General features: G+C 70.7%; 15 protein-coding genes and 1 pseudogene. 12 read left to right on the top strand and 4 right to left on the bottom strand.

Annotated features, from left to right (window positions below; translation table 11 throughout):
• The 6 genes and pseudogenes from Tfont_RS00005 to otnI all read left to right on the top strand — a co-directional run.
• Positions 1-405 (top strand): annotated as a pseudogene (locus tag Tfont_RS00005) (MFS transporter); the annotation flags it as partial.
• A gap of 48 nt (positions 406-453) precedes the next feature.
• A complete protein-coding gene (locus Tfont_RS00010) occupies positions 454-1,143 on the top strand; it encodes an RlmE family RNA methyltransferase (RefSeq protein ID WP_143967989.1) in 690 nt (229 codons plus the stop codon).
• 169 nt (positions 1,144-1,312) lie between these two features.
• Positions 1,313-3,244 (top strand): ATP-dependent zinc metalloprotease FtsH, encoded by a 1,932-nt coding sequence (gene ftsH, locus Tfont_RS00015; protein WP_143967990.1) that lies wholly within the window; start codon positions 1,313-1,315, stop codon positions 3,242-3,244.
• Between the two features lie 105 nt (positions 3,245-3,349).
• Complete coding sequence (gene folP / locus Tfont_RS00020) at positions 3,350-4,237, top strand: dihydropteroate synthase (RefSeq protein ID WP_143967991.1); 888 nt, start codon at positions 3,350-3,352, stop codon at positions 4,235-4,237.
• Positions 4,234-5,586, top strand: a complete 1,353-nt coding sequence (gene glmM / locus Tfont_RS00025) for a phosphoglucosamine mutase (RefSeq protein WP_143967992.1) — start codon at positions 4,234-4,236, stop codon at positions 5,584-5,586. The genes folP and glmM overlap by 4 nt, the downstream gene beginning before the upstream one ends.
• A 7-nt stretch (positions 5,587-5,593) precedes the next feature.
• The gene (otnI, locus tag Tfont_RS00030) at positions 5,594-6,382 is read left to right on the top strand and encodes a 2-oxo-tetronate isomerase (RefSeq protein ID WP_143967993.1); all 789 of its coding nucleotides are present in this window, start codon (positions 5,594-5,596) and stop codon (positions 6,380-6,382) included.
• A gap of 87 nt (positions 6,383-6,469) precedes the next feature.
• On the opposite strand, the gene asd is transcribed toward otnI, so the two are convergent.
• Positions 6,470-7,354: an archaetidylserine decarboxylase gene (gene asd / locus Tfont_RS00035; protein ID WP_260682204.1), complete on the bottom strand. Its 885-nt coding sequence runs from the start codon at positions 7,352-7,354 to the stop codon at positions 6,470-6,472.
• Between the two features lie 61 nt (positions 7,355-7,415).
• On the opposite strand from asd, the gene Tfont_RS00040 reads away from it, so the two are divergent.
• Positions 7,416-9,095 carry an aminotransferase class III-fold pyridoxal phosphate-dependent enzyme gene (locus Tfont_RS00040; protein ID WP_143967995.1) on the top strand — a complete coding sequence of 560 codons (1,680 nt, stop codon included), beginning with the start codon at positions 7,416-7,418 and terminating at the stop codon, positions 9,093-9,095.
• 74 nt (positions 9,096-9,169) lie between these two features.
• On the opposite strand, the gene Tfont_RS00045 is transcribed toward Tfont_RS00040, so the two are convergent.
• Positions 9,170-9,778, bottom strand: a complete 609-nt coding sequence (locus tag Tfont_RS00045; protein WP_143968136.1) for a hypothetical protein — start codon at positions 9,776-9,778, stop codon at positions 9,170-9,172.
• A gap of 182 nt (positions 9,779-9,960) precedes the next feature.
• Between Tfont_RS00045 and Tfont_RS00050 the strand changes: the two genes are divergently transcribed.
• A complete protein-coding gene (locus Tfont_RS00050; RefSeq protein WP_143967996.1) occupies positions 9,961-11,211 on the top strand; it encodes a glycosyltransferase family 4 protein in 1,251 nt (416 codons plus the stop codon).
• On the opposite strand, the gene Tfont_RS14595 is transcribed toward Tfont_RS00050, so the two are convergent.
• Positions 11,165-11,467 carry a hypothetical protein gene (locus tag Tfont_RS14595; protein ID WP_260682205.1) on the bottom strand — a complete coding sequence of 101 codons (303 nt, stop codon included), beginning with the start codon at positions 11,465-11,467 and terminating at the stop codon, positions 11,165-11,167. The genes Tfont_RS00050 and Tfont_RS14595 overlap by 47 nt on opposite strands.
• Positions 11,464-11,778, bottom strand: coding sequence for a hypothetical protein (locus Tfont_RS14600; protein ID WP_260682206.1), 315 nt, complete (start codon positions 11,776-11,778; stop codon positions 11,464-11,466). The genes Tfont_RS14595 and Tfont_RS14600 overlap by 4 nt, the downstream gene beginning before the upstream one ends.
• Positions 11,779-12,101: 323 nt before the next feature.
• Here Tfont_RS14600 and Tfont_RS00060 point away from each other — a divergent pair, with 323 nt between their 5' ends.
• The 4 genes from Tfont_RS00060 to Tfont_RS00075 all read left to right on the top strand — a co-directional run bounded on the left by Tfont_RS00060 (position 12,102) and on the right by Tfont_RS00075 (position 16,577).
• A complete protein-coding gene (locus Tfont_RS00060) occupies positions 12,102-12,959 on the top strand; it encodes a GNAT family N-acetyltransferase (RefSeq protein ID WP_143967997.1) in 858 nt (285 codons plus the stop codon).
• Entirely contained in the window at positions 12,959-13,882 is a 924-nt protein-coding gene (locus Tfont_RS00065; protein WP_082955482.1) for a UDP-2,3-diacylglucosamine diphosphatase, read from the top strand. Before Tfont_RS00060 ends, Tfont_RS00065 begins: the two co-directional genes overlap by 1 nt.
• A 128-nt stretch (positions 13,883-14,010) precedes the next feature.
• Positions 14,011-16,098, top strand: coding sequence for a polyphosphate kinase 1 (gene ppk1, locus Tfont_RS00070; RefSeq protein ID WP_143967998.1), 2,088 nt, complete (start codon positions 14,011-14,013; stop codon positions 16,096-16,098).
• Positions 16,099-16,103: 5 nt separating this feature from the next.
• A complete protein-coding gene (locus Tfont_RS00075) occupies positions 16,104-16,577 on the top strand; it encodes a SixA phosphatase family protein (RefSeq protein WP_143967999.1) in 474 nt (157 codons plus the stop codon).
• Positions 16,578-16,600: the final 23 nt, after the last annotated feature.

Here is a 16,600-nt window from a genome sequence, read left to right on the forward strand (position 1 = left end):
GCCCTGGGGTGCGCCGGGGGTGGCTGGCTGGCCATGCGGTGGGGCAGTGCGCGCGTGGCGTGCGTGCAGCTTGCCATCAGCGGCTCGTGCTGTCTGGCCGCGCCCTGGATGCTGAGTGCGCCCGATCCCTGGTTCTATGGCTGGTTGGTGCTGTGGGGCATCACCGTGGCTGGCGACTCCCCGCAGTTTTCCACCCTCACGGCCCGCAATGCGCCGCCCAGCGCGGTCGGCAGCGTGCTGACTTTGACCAACTGCCTGGGGTTTGCCATTTCGATTGGCAGCATTCTGCTGTTCACGGCGCTGGCCGAGCGTTTCCCGCTGGAGCTGCTGCTGCCCGGGCTGGCGTTGGGCCCCGCCCTGGGTCTGCTGGCCATGCGCCCGCTGTGGCGCAGCCCCCACCGTTGAGCGGGTTGGGCGGCGGGGGGCGCAGTCCGGCCGTATAGTCCCACCCCCATGAAGGTCAAGACGCAAAGCAAGAAGGTCAACAAGGCGTGGCTCAACCAGCACGTCACCGATCCCTGGGTGCGCCTGGCGCAAAAAGAGGGCTATCGCGCCCGCGCCGCCTACAAGCTCAAGGAGCTGGACGAGACCTTCCACTTGGTCCACCCTGGCCAGTGCGTGGTGGACTTGGGCTGTGCGCCGGGGGCGTGGTGCCAGTACTTGCGCCGGCGCCTGGGGACGACAACGGGCCCGGACGGGCAGCCCCGGGTGCGCGGCACGGTCATCGGCCTGGACCTGCTGCCCATGGAGCCGGTGGATGGTGTGCGCTTCATCCAGGGCGACTTCCGCGAGGAGACCACGCTGGCCGCCCTGCAGGCGGCCTTGGCCGATGCCCTGGGCGGCGATGCGGCCCACCGGGTGGATCTGGTGGTGTCGGACATGGCCCCCAACCTGTCCGGCGTGGAGGAGGTGGATGCTGCGCGCATCGAGCATCTGATCGAACTGGCCGTGGACTTTGCGGTGGCGCACCTCAAGCCCGACGGGGCGCTCGTGGCCAAGGTGTTCCACGGTGGGGCGTACGACGCGGCGGTGCGGCTGTTTCGGGCGCACTTTCGGACCGTCAAGGCGCACAAGCCCAAGGCGTCGCGCCCCCAGTCGGCGGAAACCTTTCTGGTTGGGGTGGGTCTGAAATCGGGTGGGTGACATTCCTCGGTCCGCCGAGCCGATTTGCGCGTCCTATCCCATCGATCGAAAGGGTTTCGCTTTTGTCAAGGGGGGACGGTCTTGATAAGTCCTACAATGGGGCGCACATGGGGTGCAAGCGCGGAGCCCTCGCATCCGCCACCCCACCATGACAAGGTAGGAGCCTTCGTTGAACAACCAGTGGTTTTCAAAAGTGGCGATCTGGATGGTGATCGCCATGGTGCTGTTCACGGTCTTCAAGCAGTTTGACGGCCGTGCCACGTCCGGCGCCGGCTACATGGCGTACTCGGACTTCCTCAACGAGGTCAAGGCCCAGCGCATCAAGAGCGCCACCATCCAGGAGGGCGCCAACGGCACCGAGATCGTGGCCATCACGACCGACGACCGGCGGGTGCGCACCAACGCCACCTATCTCGACCGCGGCTTGGTGGGCGACCTGATCGCCAACGACGTCAAGTTTGACGTGCGCCCGCGCGAGGAGGGCTCGCTGCTGATGACCCTGCTGGTCAGCTGGGGGCCGATGCTGCTGCTGATCGGCGTGTGGATCTACTTCATGCGGCAGATGCAGGGCGGCGGGCGCGGCGGTGCGTTCAGCTTTGGCAAGAGCAAGGCGCGCATGCTGGACGAAAACGCCAACACCGTGACCTTTGCCGACGTGGCGGGTTGCGACGAGGCCAAGGAGGAGGTCAAGGAAGTCGTCGATTTCCTCAAGGATCCGCAGAAATTCCAGAAACTCGGCGGCCGAATTCCGCGCGGCCTGCTGCTGGTGGGCCCCCCGGGCACCGGCAAGACGCTGCTGGCCAAGGCCATCGCGGGCGAGGCCAAGGTGCCGTTCTTCAGCATCTCGGGTTCGGACTTCGTCGAAATGTTCGTCGGTGTCGGTGCCGCGCGTGTGCGCGACATGTTCGAGAACGCCAAGAAGAACGCCCCCTGCATCATCTTCATCGACGAAATCGACGCCGTGGGCCGCCAGCGCGGCGCGGGGCTGGGCGGCGGCAACGACGAGCGCGAGCAGACCCTCAACCAGATGCTGGTGGAGATGGATGGCTTCGAGACCAACCTCGGCGTCATCGTCATCGCCGCCACCAACCGGCCCGACATTCTGGATGCGGCGCTGCTGCGTCCGGGGCGCTTCGACCGTCAGGTGTATGTGACGCTGCCCGACATTCGCGGCCGCGAGCAGATCCTGAAGGTGCACATGCGCAAGATCCCGATCGGCTCGGACGTGAGCCCGGAGATCATCGCCCGCGGCACGCCCGGCATGAGCGGCGCGGATTTGGCCAACCTGTGCAACGAGGCGGCGCTGATGGCGGCGCGGCGCAACGCCCGCGTCGTGGAGATGCAGGACTTCGAAAAGGCCAAGGACAAGATCCTGATGGGCCCCGAGCGCAAGAGCATGGTCATGCCCGAGGAGGAGCGGCGCAACACCGCTTACCACGAGGCCGGCCACGCGCTGATCGGCAAGCTGCTGCCCAAGTGCGACCCGGTGCACAAGGTCACCATCATCCCGCGCGGCCGGGCGCTCGGCGTGACGATGAGCCTGCCGGAGAAGGACCGTTACTCCTACGACAAGGAGTACATGCTCAACCAGATCAGCATGCTGTTTGGCGGTCGCATTGCCGAGGAGGTCTTCATGAACCAGATGACCACCGGGGCGAGCAACGACTTCGAGCGCGCCACGCAGATCGCCCGGGACATGGTGATGCGCTATGGCATGTCCGAAAAGCTCGGGCCGATGGTCTATGCCGAGAACGAGGGCGAGGTGTTCCTGGGCCGCTCGATCACCAAGACCACGCACATGAGCGAGGAGACGATGCGGCAGGTCGACGCCGAGGTGCGCCGCATCATCGACGAGCAATACGCGCTGGCCCGCCGGCTGATCGAGGAAAACGCCGACAAGATGCACGCCATGGCCAAGGCGTTGCTGGAGTGGGAGACGATCGAGAGCGAGCAGATCGACGACATCATGGCCGGTCGCCCGCCGCGTCCGCCCAAGGACATCAGTCCCCGCACGCCCAACGCGGGGGGTGGGGGCGACGCCGGGGGTGCGGCCGAACCGGTGAAGGCCGATCCCTCGCCGCAGGCGCCCACGGCGGCCTGACCGGTCTGTCTACCGTACGAGTCTCGAGGCCGCTTTCCGCGGCCTCGATGGTTTTGGCTGTGGCGGCCTCGAGGGTGGCCTCGCGGCCCGGGCACAATAGCGGCCATGCCGTCGTCCCTTCCGTCCGCCCCCCCGTCTGCCTGCTGGCAGACGGCACGCTTTCGCATCGATCTGAGCCGCCCGCGCGTGATGGGCATCGTCAACGTCACGCCGGACTCGTTCTCCGACGGGGGGGCGCACGCCGACGCCACGAGCGGCTTGCGCCACGCCGAGGCGCTGCTGAAGGAAGGGGCCGACATCCTCGACGTCGGCGGCGAATCGACCCGGCCCGGCGCGCCGCCGGTGCCCCTGGCGGAGGAGCTGGCGCGCGTCGTGCCGGTGGTGCGCGAGGCAGTGCGCTGGGGCGTGCCGATCAGCGTCGACACCTACAAGCCCGAGGTGATGGCGGAGTGCTTGGCGCTGGGGGCGGACATCGTCAACGACATTTGGGCGCTGCGACGCACCGGCGCGGATGGCCGCCGCGCAGAGGACGTGGTGGCGCAGGATCCGGCCTGCGGCGTGGTGCTGATGCACATGCATCGCCAGCCGCAGGACATGCAGGCGCAGCCGATGCAGGGCGACGCGGTGCCGCAGGTGCGTGACTTTCTGGCCGCGCGCGCGGCGGCGCTGCGCGCGCGCGGCGTCGCGGCCGAGCGCATCGTGCTCGACTACGGCATCGGCTTTGGCAAGACGGTGGAGCAGAACCTGGAGCTGCTCGCCCGCCAGCGCGAGCTGCTGATGCTCGGCTACCCGCTGCTGGCGGGCTGGTCGCGCAAGTCCACGCTGGGGCGCCTGACCGGCGTGGAGGTGGCCGCCGAGCGGCTGGGGGCGAGCGTCGCCGCGGCGTTGCTCGCGGTGCAGCGCGGCGCGCGCATCGTGCGCGTGCACGACGTCGCCGCCACGGTGCAGGCGCTCAAGGTCTGGATGGCGCTGAGCCAAAGGGAGGAAACATGACGACACGACAGTACTTCGGCACCGACGGCATCCGCGGCACGGTGGGCCGAGCGCCGATCACGCCGGACTTCGCGCTGCGGCTGGCGCACGCGGTCGGGCAGGTGCTCAGGCGCACCGAAGCGCGGCCCACGGTGCTGATCGGCAAGGACACGCGCATCTCTGGTTATATGCTGGAGTCGGCGCTGGAATCGGGTTTTGCCTCCGCCGGGGTGGACGTGGTGCTGCTCGGGCCGGTTCCGACGCCCGCGGTGGCGTACCTCACGCGCGCGCAGCGCGCGAGCCTCGGCGTCGTCATCAGCGCCAGCCACAACCCCTACCCGGACAACGGCATCAAGTTCTTCAGCGCCCACGGCACCAAGCTGCCCGACGAGTGGGAGCTGGCGGTGGAAGCGGCGCTGGCGCAGCCGCCGGCGTGGGTGGACTCGGCCTCGCTCGGCGCGGCGCGGCGGCTGAGCGATGCTGCCGGGCGCTACATCGAGTTCTGCAAGAGCACCTTCGCCCCGGACCTCAGCCTGCGGGGGTTGAAGATCGTGGTGGATGCGGCCCATGGTGCGGCCTACCAGATCGCGCCGGCGGTGTTCCACGAACTGGGCGCCGACGTCGTGCCGATCGGCTGCAGCCCCAACGGCCGCAACATCAACGACGGCGTCGGCGCCACGCACCCGCAGACGCTGATTGCCGCGGTGCGCGCGCACGAGGCCGACCTCGGCATCGCGCTGGACGGCGACGCCGACCGGCTGCAGATGGTCGACGCCAGCGGCCGCCTCTACGACGGCGACGAGCTGCTGTACGTGCTGGCGGACGACCGGCTGGGCCGCGACGAGGTGGTGCCGGGCGTGGTCGGCACGCTGATGACCAACATGGCCATCGAGCAGGCGCTGGCCGCGCGCGGCGTGCGGCTGGTGCGCGCCAAGGTCGGCGACCGCTACGTGCTGGAGGAGCTGCACCGCCACCACTGGCTGCTGGGCGGGGAGGGCTCCGGCCACCTGATCATCCTGGACAGGCAGACCACCGGCGACGGCATCGTCTCGGCGCTGCAGGTGCTGCAGGCCTTCCTGCGCCAGCAGCGCACGCTGGCGGACGTGCTGCGCGGCGTGGAGCGCTTTCCGCAGGTGCTGCGCAACGTGCGGCTGGCCCCGGGCGCGGACTGGCGCGCGAGCGCCGCTCTGCAGCAGGCGCAGCGTGAGGCCGAGGCGGCGCTGGGCGCCAATGGCCGCGTGCTGATCCGCGCCAGCGGCACCGAGCCGGTGCTGCGCGTGATGGTGGAGGCGCGCCGCGCCGAGGACGCCGAACGCTGGGCCGCGCGGCTGGCCGAGGCGGCTGTTGCGGGGGCGCCCGTGTCGGCGTGATCCAACCATGCCCCGCTTTGCCGCCAATCTGTCGATGATGTACACGGAGCACGACTTCCTGGACCGTTTTGCCGCGGCGGCGGCGGACGGTTTCCGGGCGGTCGAGTACCTGTTTCCCTACGAGCACCCTCCCGAAGAGATCGCGCGGCGGCTGCGCGAGCATGGCCTCACCCAGGCCTTGTTCAATCTGCCCCCCGGCGACTGGGCGGCGGGCGAGCGGGGCGTGGCGGCGCTGCCCGGTCGCGAAGCTGAGTTTGCCGAGAGCGTGCAGCAGGCGCTCCGGTACGCCCTGGCCACGGGTTGCCGGCGCCTGCATGTGATGGCGGGTCGGGTGCCGGAGGGCGCCGACCGCGACGCGATGCGGCGCACCTACGTGGCCAACCTGCGCCACGCGGCGCAACAGCTCGCGCCCCATGGCATCACCGCGTTGATCGAACCGATCAACACCCGGGACATGCCGGGCTATTTCCTGAACTATCAGCAACAGGCCCACGAGGTGGTGGCCGAAGTCGGCGCCACCAACCTGAAGGTGCAGATGGACCTCTACCACTGCCAGATCATGGAGGGCGACCTTCTGATGCGGCTCCAGCGCCATCTGGCCGGCGTCGGTCACCTGCAGATCGCAGGCGTGCCGCACCGGCACGAGCCGGATACCGGCGAAGTCAATTACCGCTGGCTGTTCGACGAGATCGACGCGCTGGGCTACGACGGGTACATCGGGTGTGAATACCGTCCGCGCGGCGCCACCTCGGCCGGGCTGGGCTGGTTCGCACCGTACAAAGACGTTCAGTCCTGACGCCAGCGACCAGCGCGAGGCACTGCGGCCAAGGGGCGGTGGTTTGCCTGGAGGTCGACGGCGGGCGCTGCGTCTGACCGATCCGTTTCAAGCCTCCCGCCGCCACAGCGCCTGCCCGGCGCGGATCGTGCGGCCCGGCTCGATGCCGTCGGCCAGCCGCCAGTGCGCCGGCACGAACAGGATGATGGTGGAGCCGTGCTCGAACCAGCCCATCTCCTGCCCGCGGCTCAGGCGCGCGTCGCACGGCAGCTCGTGCGGGCCGCGCCAGCGCAGGTGCAGCGTGACGTCGAGGAAGTGCAGCCGGATGCTGGCCACCAGGATCGCCGCCACCGGCACCAGCGCGATCGGGCTGCCGTCCGGTAGCGTCGCCTCGATCAGCGCGCGCTCGTTGCGGCAGAACAGCGCCGGGATGCGCCGCAGCGCCGGGGGGTTGACGTTGAAGACGTCGCCGCTGACGTAGCGCACGCGCCGCACGTGCAGGTCCGCCGGGGCGTGGAAGCGGTGGTACATCGTCGAGGTCAGCCGCAGCGTGACGAAGCGCCCGTTGGCGTGCACGGCGGCGGCCTCGGGACCGATCAGGTCCTCCAGCCGGTACGGCATGCCCTTGGCCTGCCAGACGGTGGTGCCGTGCACGTCGCCGCAGGCGCCGACGATGGCGTCGCACGGGCTGCACAGCACGTCCGGGTCGGGGTCGAAGGGGCGCGCGCCGTCGCGCAGCGCGCGCGTGAAGACGTCGCGCAGGCTGCGGTAATCGGCCGGGGCGGCGTCGCTGAGGTCCAGGTCGGCGAACAGCCGCCATACCGCCAGCGCCAGCCGCGTGAAGGCGGGGCTGTCGATGCGGCTCAGCCGCCCCATCAGCAGGGTGAGGGCCACGCGCGGCACGTGGTTGGTCAGCGCAAAGTTGAGCGGCTCGTGCTGCAGCACGCGGTCGCGCCAGGCGCGCCAGCCGGCCGGCGTGGGTTCGGGTTTCACGGGCGTGTCAAAGGCCATGCGTACAACTGTCGCCGAACCCGTTGAAGGAATGGTGACACCGATGCTCGAACCCGTCTGGTTGGGGGCCGCCGCCGCGCTGGCGGCCGCGCCGTGGGGCTGGCGGCGGCTGCGCCTGTCGCGCGCCAAGCACCCGTCGCTCGCCGGGCACCAGCGCATGGCCAAGCGCGTGGCGCGCTGGCTGCCCGGCTACGCGCTGCAGGCGCCGCAGGCGTTCGCGCTGGACGGGGCGCCGGCCGAGATGCTGCAGGCGCGGCTGCAGGGCTGGCAGGCGCTGTCGCAGCGGCTGCGCGCCGCCGCGCCGCAGACGCTGGCGCTGACCGCACAGGCGCGCGACGGCATGCCGGACCTGCGCCTGACCGGGCGCTACCGCGTGCCGTATCCGTTCGCGGAGCTGGCGCGCGAGCTGCCGGTGGGCGCCTTCTGGGTGCGCAACGACGGCCCGTGGCTGATCGACCTCGACGGCAACCGCTTCCTCGACCTGACCGGCTCCTACGGCGTCAACGTGCTGAGGCTGGACTTCTACAAGGGCACGATGGAGGAGGGCGCGCGCCTCGGCGCGGCGCTGGGGCCGGTGCTGGGCGGCCTGCACCCGTGCGTGGCCGACAACGTCGCGCGGCTGAAGGGCTTAAGCGGCATGGACGACGTGACGTTTCACATGTCCGGCACCGAGGCGGTGATGCAGGCCGTGCGGCTGGCGCGCTACCACACCGGGCGGCGCTACGTGGTGCGTTTTGCGGGCGCCTACCACGGCTGGTGGGAGGATGTGCAGCCCGGCCCGGGCAACCCGCTGCCGCCGCGCGAGACCTACACGCTGGCGGATCTGAGCGAGGCAACGCTTGAGGTGCTGCGCAAGCGGCGCGACATCGCCTGCGTGTTGGTCAACCCGCTGCAGGCGCTGCACCCCAACCGCGCCGCGCCGAGCGACTCCACGCTGGTCGGCGGCACGCGCGCGGCGGCCTTCGACCGCGACGCCTACGCGCGCTGGCTGCAGCGCCTGCGCGAGGTCTGCACCGAGGCCGGGATCGCGCTGATCTTCGACGAGGTGTTCGTGGGCTTCCGCCTGGCGCCGGGCGGGGCGCAGGCGTACTTCGGCGTGCAGGCCGACCTGGTCTGCTACGGCAAGACGCTCGGCGGCGGCCTTCCAGTCGGCGTGGTCTGCGGCAAGCGGCGCTGGATGGAGCGCTTCCGCCCCGAGCGTCCGGCCGATCTGTGCTTCGCGCGCGGCACTTTCAACGCCCACCCCTACGTGATGGGGGCGATGAACGCCTTCCTGCGCGCGCTGGACCGGCCGGAGGTGCGCGCCGCCTACGACGGGCTGGACGAGCGCTGGCGCGCGCGCGAGCGGCGCTTCAACGCGGCGCTGCAGGCCGCCGGCGTGCCGGTGCGGGTGGCGGCGCTGTCGTCGATCTGGACGGTGCTCTACACCCAGCCGGGGCGCTACCACTGGCTGCTGCAGTATTACCTGCGCGACGCGGGGCTGGCGCTGAGCTGGGTCGGCACCGGGCGGCTGATCTTCCCGATCGCGCTGGAGGAATCGGCGTTCGAGGAGGCGCTGCAGCGCTTCGTGGCCGCCTGCCGGCGCATGCAGGCCGACGGCTGGTGGTGGCGCGACGAGGCGCTGCCGCCCGAAGCGTGGGCCAGGCGCCTGCGCCGGGGTTTGCTGCGCGAGACGCTGCAGGCCTGGTGGCAGACGCGGCGGCGCGACCGGGCCGCCGCCTGAAGCCGGCGCGCCGCGCCGGCTCCATGGCAATCCATGCCGTCCGCGCCCCCCGCAGGCGGGCCGGTGCCGCGCCGTCAGCCGGCGCGCGGGTGCCCCGGGTCGAGCAGCTGGCCGCGCAGCAGGTACAGCGGCGCGCGGTGGTACAGCTTGATGTCGTGGAACGGGTCGGTGAGGATCTTCGTCACCCAGACGATGCCGGTGTAGAGGTCCTTCTCCACCCACAGCTGCAGCACGCGCACCAGTAGTCCGCCGACGCCGATCACGAACCACAGCCAGCCGACGTTGTGCCAGAAGCCGCGCCAGTCTTCGTGCGGCTCCAGCCAGCCGAACGCCGTCGGATCCCACACCAGCAGCAGCGGCGAGGCCGCCCACACCGTCATCAGCACCACCTTGCGCTTGAGGTTGTAGCCGACCTTGACCGCCTCCTTGTACTCGTGCGTCACCTGGTTGACGTGGTCGTAGCCCTTGGGCTCGAAGAAGAAGTGCCCCGACTGGCGCGTCACCATCGAGATGCCCCAGGCGATCAGCGCGGCGGTGGCGGGGTCCTGGAACAGCCAGACGTAGGCGACCACGAAGCTGATCGCGCTGATCAGGTGCAGCGTCTGGTTGATGCGGCTCTGGTGGTAATAGCGGTGGTCGTCCCAGCGCTGCTCGCGCAGGGTGTGCAGGAAGCGTTGCAGCATCATCGGGTGTCCTCGTCGAGGGGAGGGAAAAGGGGCAGGGGAAACGCAGCCGCGTGCGCCGCTGCGGCGCGTGGCTGCGGCGCTCGTCATGGTCGCGACATCGTGTGACGCCACGGTGACGTCCGCGGCCGCGCCGGGGTCTGTCACACGGCTGTCGCACGCCGCGGCCAAGCTCGCCGGCCATGGATGCGCGCCTGATGATCGAGAGCTTTCCGCCCCGCCGTGCGCTGCTGCGCGTCTCGGTGGTCACCGAAACCTTCCCGCCCGAGGTCAACGGCGTGGCCACCACGGTGGAGCGGCTGGTGCGCGGGCTGCAGCTGCGCGACCACGACGTGCAGGTGGTGCGGCCGCGCCAGGCGGCCGACGCCTGGGACCGCGACGGCAGCCGCCTGGGGCTGGAGCAGGTGCTGACGCGCGGCCTGCCGATCCCGCGCTACCCGCAGCTGCGCATGGGCCTGCCGGCGCAGCGCGCGCTGCAGGCGCTGTGGATGCGCCGCCGCCCCGACATCGTGCACATCGCCACGGAAGGCCCGCTGGGCTGGTCGGCGCTGCGCACCGCGCGCAAGCTGCAGCTGCCGGTCAGCACGGACTTCCGCACCAACTTCGACGCCTACAGCGAGCACTACGGCGTCGGCTGGCTGCGCCGCTCGGTGCAGGCCTACCTGCGGCGCTTTCACAACCTGGCGGACTGCACGCTGGTGCCGACCGACGGCCTGCGCCAGCAGCTGCGCGCCGCCGGCTTCGAGCGGCTGATCGTCGTGCAGCGCGGCGTGGACGTGGACCGCTTCACGCCGGCGCTGCGCAACCCGGCGCTGCGCGCCGTGTGGGGCGTGCAGCCGGGCGAGCGCGTGCTGCTGTACGTCGGCCGCCTGGCGCCGGAGAAGAACCTGGAGCTGCTGGCGGCGGCGTACGACGCGATGCGCGCGGTGCAGCCGGGCTGGCGGCTGGTGGTGGTCGGCGACGGGCCGCAGCGCGCCTGGCTGGCGCAGCGCTGCCCGCAGGCGGTGCTGCTGGGCGCGCTGGCCGGCGAGGCGCTGGCGCAGGCCTACGCCAACGGCGACCTGCTGGCCTTCCCGAGCCTGACGGAGACCTTCGGCAACGTGACGCTGGAGGCGCTGGCCAGCGGCCTGCCGGTGCTGGCGTTCGACTACGCCGCCGCGGCCGAGGTGGTGCGCCACGGCGACAGCGGCCTGCTGGCGCCGGTGGGGGATGCGGACGCCTACCTGCAGCTGGCGCGAACGGTGGCCGGCGACGACGCGCTGCTGCAGCGGCTGCGCGCCGGTGCGGTGCACGCGGTGCAGCATCTCGGCTGGGGGCGCATCGTCGAGCAGGTGGAGTCGATCTGGCTGCGGCTGCTGGCCGCGCACGCGGCCGGGCCAGCGGTGGTCAAGTCGTCGCCGTGGTGGGACGGTCTGCCCGCCACCGGCGCGTGAGGCCCCACAGCAGCGCCAGTCCCAGCGCCATCGTCACCCCCAGCGCCGACAGCAGCGGCACCAGCGGCCAGTCGGCGCGCATCGCCAGGGCCAGTGCCCCCAGCATCACGAGGACGCTCGCGTTCTCGTTGAAGCCCTGGATGGCGATCGACTGCCCCGGCTGCAGCAGCCGGTGGCCGCGGTACTGCAGCAGCGCGTTCATCGGCACCACCAGCATCCCGCCCAGCGCACCGAAACCCCAGAACCACGTCGTCACACCGCCAACGACAGCCAGCCGAGCGGATCACGCCACAGCCGCGCGTTGTCGCGCCAGAAGCGCGGCCACAGCGCCGGCCAGTCGCGCAGCGGCAGCGCGCGCCGCGCCGGCCGCGACGGGATGCGACGGTTGCACCACGCCGCCAGGGCATAGAGCGCCAGCACCGCCGCGAACGCCGGCAGCAGCGCCGTGGTCGGCAGCCAGCCGTCCAGCCCCAGCCACGCCAGCGCCTTCAGCGCGTTCATGCGCCCCATCAGCACGTTCTTGCGCACCGCATCGGCCCAGGCGCCGGCCAGCGGCGCCAGCAGCACGTAGCCACGTGAAGGCGAACTTCAGTAGCGGGGCCCACCACAGCGGGTGGCGCTGCTCCTGCAGATAGGCGATCGCGACGATCAGCACCGCGTGGTCGGCCAGCCCCGAGAGGAACTGCGTCGCCAGCAACCAGAAAAAACCCGCCGGCATGGGGCCGCAAGTCTGGCGCCGCTGCGTGACACGCGCGTGAAGCCGGGCCGGCCGCGTGCGATGTCATGCCGCTGACACGGAACCGCCAAGGCCGCGTCACGCCCGCCGCCCAGAATGCCCAGCCGTGGGCGGCCGCGGCGCCGCCCGCCACCCCAAGCGGAGATGACGCCCGATGAAAGAGCTTCCGACGCCCACGCTGCACCTGTCCACCCTGGTTGGGGGCCAGACCCCGGGCCGCACGGCCGGGAGGTTGCTTCCAGCGCGCGCGGCCGACGCTGCCGCTGCGCCCGCTGCGCGCCTGGAGGTGGCGTGGGCGCGCCACCTCGACGACGTGCGCGCCGCCCAGCGCCTGAGGTACGCGGTGTTCGCCGAGGAGATGGGCGCGCGCCTGCGCACGCCGCTGCCGGGGCACGACATCGACCTGTTCGACGACTACTGCGAGCATCTGCTGGTGCGCGAGGCCGACACCGGTGAGGTGATCGGCACCTACCGCGTGCTCACCCCCGCGCAGGCCAAGCGCGTCGGCTGCTTCTACAGCGACACCGAGTTCGACCTGACGCGCCTGCGCGCCCTGCGCGAGCAGATGGTGGAGCTGGGCCGCTCCTGCGTGCACCCGCAGCACCGCCACGGCGGCGTCATCATGGCGCTGTGGGGGGCGCTGGCGGACTTCATGGTGCGCAACCGGCTGGACGTGATGATCGGCTGCGCCAGCATCCCGATGCACTACGAGGGCCCGCACGGCATGGCCGGCGGCGGCCACGCCGCGGCCAGCATCTGGCGCCAGGTGCGCGAGCGCCATCTGGCGCCGGTGGAGTTCCACGTCACGCCGCGGCTGCCGCTGCCGGTGTACGAGCTGGACGACACCCTGCCGGTGGAGCCGCCGGCGCTGGTTAAGGGCTACCTGCGGCTGGGCGCCAAGGTGCTGGGCGCGCCGGCCTGGGACCCGGACTTCAACACCGCCGATCTGCCGATGATGATGCGGCTGGCGGACCTGCCGTCGCGCTACCGGCGCCACCTGCTGGGGGCCTGATGCTGCGCAGCGACTCTGTGGCAGGACGGACGGCCCGGTGGCCGGACGCGGCGGGCGGTGCCCGGCCGAGCGGGGTGGCCGCGGCGCGGGACGGGGGCTGGATCGAACCCGACGAAGACGACCATCCCGCCGAGGGGCGAGAGCGGCTGCGCGCGGTGTTCATCTCGGACCTGCACCTGGGCACGCCGGGCTGCCAGGCCAAGGCGCTGCTGGCGTTCCTCAAGGCGCACCCGAGCGACCGGCTGTACCTGGTCGGCGACATCATCGACGGCTGGCAGCTGCGCCGGCGCTGGTACTGGCCGCAGAGCCACAACGACGTCGTGCAGAAGATCCTGCGCCGCGCGCGCAAGGGCTGCCAGGTGGTGTTCATCCCCGGCAACCACGACGAGTTCGTGCGCGAGTTCGTCGGGCACCCCTTCGGCGGGGTGGGCGTGGTGGAAGAAGCCGTGCACGAGACCGCCGACGGCCGCCGCCTGTGGGTGACGCACGGCGATTTGTACGACGGCGTGATCCAGTACGCCAAATGGCTGGCCTACCTGGGGGACACCCTGTACGAGTGGGCGCTGCGCCTGAATCGCCATGTCAACTCCTGGCGCGCCCGCATGGGGTTGCCCTACTGGTCCCTGTCGCAGTACCTCAAGCACCGTGTCAAGTCGGCGGTCAGCTTCATCACCCGCTTCGAGGAGGCGCTGGCGCACGAGGCGCGCCGCCGCGGGCTGGACGGCGTCGTCTGCGGCCACATCCACCGGCCGGAGATGCGTGTCATCGACGGTGTGCTGTACTGCAACGACGGGGATTGGGTGGAGAGCCTCAGCGCCCTGGTCGAACACGCCGATGGCCGACTGGAGATCGTCCACTGGGCGCAGGAGCGGGTGGCCGTCCCCGTCACGGCCGGGGCCGCGGTCCACCGTGCGCGCGCCTGAGCCGGTCACCGAGCCCGCACGGTGCGGTGAGCGTCATCGAGTTGTCATCAAATCGACGCGCAGAGTGGAAATAATGGTAGGCTGAACCGTGTACCTGGGCGTCCCGGTCACGCCCCCTGTCCTCGACCATGACCCACGCTGCCTTGAACTCCGTCCACCGCCACGTTTTTCTCGATCGCGACCAGAGCATCCTCGCCTTCAACGAGCGCGTGCTCGACTGGGCCTGCCGCGCCGACGTCCCGCTGCTGGAGCGGCTGCGCTACCTGGCCATCGTGTCGTCCAACCTGGATGAGTTTTTCGAGGTCCGCTTCGCGCCGCACCACACGGCCCGGCTGACCAACGAGCAGCGGGGTGCGGCTACGGTCGATACCTACCGCGCCCTGACCGAGCGGGTGCACGCCCTGGTCGAGCGGCAGTACGCGATCTACAACGACGAGCTGCTGCCCGCGCTGGAAAAGCGCGGCATCCGCATCATCTCGCACGGCGAGCGCAATCCGCGCCAGCGCCGCTGGGTGCGCGAGTACTTCGTCAACGAGGTGCAGCCGCTGCTGCTGCCGGTGGGACTGGATCCGTCCCACCCCTTCCCCCAGGTGGCCAACAAGTCGCTCAACTTCATCGTGCGGCTGGGCGGGCGCGACGCCTTCGGGCGCGAAAACGAGATCGCCATCGTCAAGGTGCCGCGGGCGCTCAAGCGTTTCGTGCCGATGCCGGGGGTCAAGGGCTCCAAGCAGCTGCATTTCGTCTCCATCTCCAGCATCGTGCGCTCCCATCTGGCCGATCTGTTCCCGGGGCGGACGGTGCTGGAGTTCTCGCAGTTTCGCGTCACGCGCCACTCCGACCTGGCCGTGGACGAGGAAGAGGTCAAAAACCTGCGCACCGCGCTGCGGCTGGGCCTGCAGCAGCGCCACTACGGCCAGGCGCTGCGGCTGGAGGTGTCTGCCGGTTGCTCCGACTTTTTGGCGGGCTTTTTGCTCGAGCAATTCAATCTGCCGCCCGAGAGCCTCTACCGCGTGGCGGGCCCAGTGAACCTGGTGCGCCTCAACCAGTTGGTGGACCTGATCGACGCCCCGGCGCTGCGCTTCGAGCGCTTTACGCCCGGCTGGCCGGTGGCGCTGGTGCCGGGGCAGTCGTTCTTCGAACGGCTCAAGCAGGGGGATGTGCTCATCCACCAGCCGTTCGAGAGCTTCGACGCGGTGCTGGCCTTCCTGCGCGAGGCGGTGGAAGACCCCCAGGTGCTCGCCATCAAGCAAACCATCTATCGCACCGGCTCGCGCGGCGAAATGACCGAGCTGCTGCGCGAGGCGGTGCGCCGCGGCAAGGAAGTCACCGCGGTGGTAGAGCTCAAAGCCCGCTTCGACGAGGAGGCCAACATCAACCACGCCGAGCGGCTGGAGTCGGTCGGCGCACAAGTGGTCTATGGCATCGTCGGCCTCAAGACGCATGCCAAGATGCTGCTCGTCACCCGGCGCGAGGACGGGCGCATCGTGCGCTATGCCCACGTCTCCACCGGTAACTACAACCCGGGCACGGCCAAGGTCTACACCGACCTCAGCTACCTCACCGCCGACGAGGCGCTGACCGCCGACGTCGACCACATCTTTGGCCACCTGGCCAGCCAGAACCGGCTGCCGCGGTTGCAGAAGGTGCTCATGGCGCCGTTCCATCTGCACAAACGGATGTTGGAACGCATCGATGCCGCCATTGCCGCAGCGAAGGCGGGCCGGCCCGCGCAGATCATCCTGAAGATGAACGCCCTGACGGACGAGCCGCTCGCGCGGGCGCTGGTGGCCGCCTCCCAGGCCGGTGTGCAGGTGGAGGCGATCGTGCGCGGGGCGTGCATCCTGCCCGCGGGGGTGCCTGGCCACACCGACAACGTGCGCATTCGTTCGGTGATCGGGCGCTTTCTCGAACATTCCCGGGTGTTTTACTTCCGTTGCGGTGACGAGGAGGAGCTGTGGCTGTCCAGCGCCGACTGGATGAACCGCAACATGTTGCGCCGCGTCGAGCTGGCCTGGCCGGTGACCGATCCGCATCTGCGCGCCCGCATCATGGACGAGTGCCTGCATTTGTATCTGGCCGATCAGCGCGACGCGTGGCTGCTGCAGCCCGACGGGAACTACGTCAAGGCCGCGTCCCTGGCGGCCAAGCCCGCGCGCGGCAGCGGTCTGCCGTCGGCGCAGGCCAGCTTGATGGGCCGCTACGGCACCAAAGGGTGAACCGGATGGACTTGATTTTGTGGCGACACGCCGAAGCCGAGGACCTGGACGAAACCGACGAGGGCGGCGGTGACGACCTGTCGCGCCGTCTGACGCCGAAGGGCGAGAAGCAGGCCGCGCGCATGGCGGCATGGCTCGACCGCCGGCTGCCGGAGGGCACCCGCATCTGGTCCAGCCCCGCCGTGCGCACGGAGCAGACGGTGCTGGCGCTCGGGCGGCGTTACCGCGTCCGGCATGAGCTGGCCCCCGACGGCACGCCGCAGGGGCTGCTGAACGTGGTGCAGTGGCCCGATGCGCGCCACCCGGCTCTGGTGGTGGGGCACCAGCCGACCCTGGGCCGCGTCGTGGCGGGGTTGCTGGGCATCGAAAGCGGCGAATGCTCGATCCGCAAGGGCGCGGTCTGGTGGCTGCGCCGCCGCGAACGCCACCAGGGCTGGCAAACCGTGCTGCTGTGCGTGCAGTCGCCGGAGCTGCTTTGAGGCGCTGAACCCGCGTCCTGCTC

The sequence above is a fragment of the Tepidimonas fonticaldi genome (assembly GCF_007556755.1).
GTDB classification, from domain to species: domain Bacteria; phylum Pseudomonadota; class Gammaproteobacteria; order Burkholderiales; family Burkholderiaceae_C; genus Tepidimonas; species Tepidimonas fonticaldi.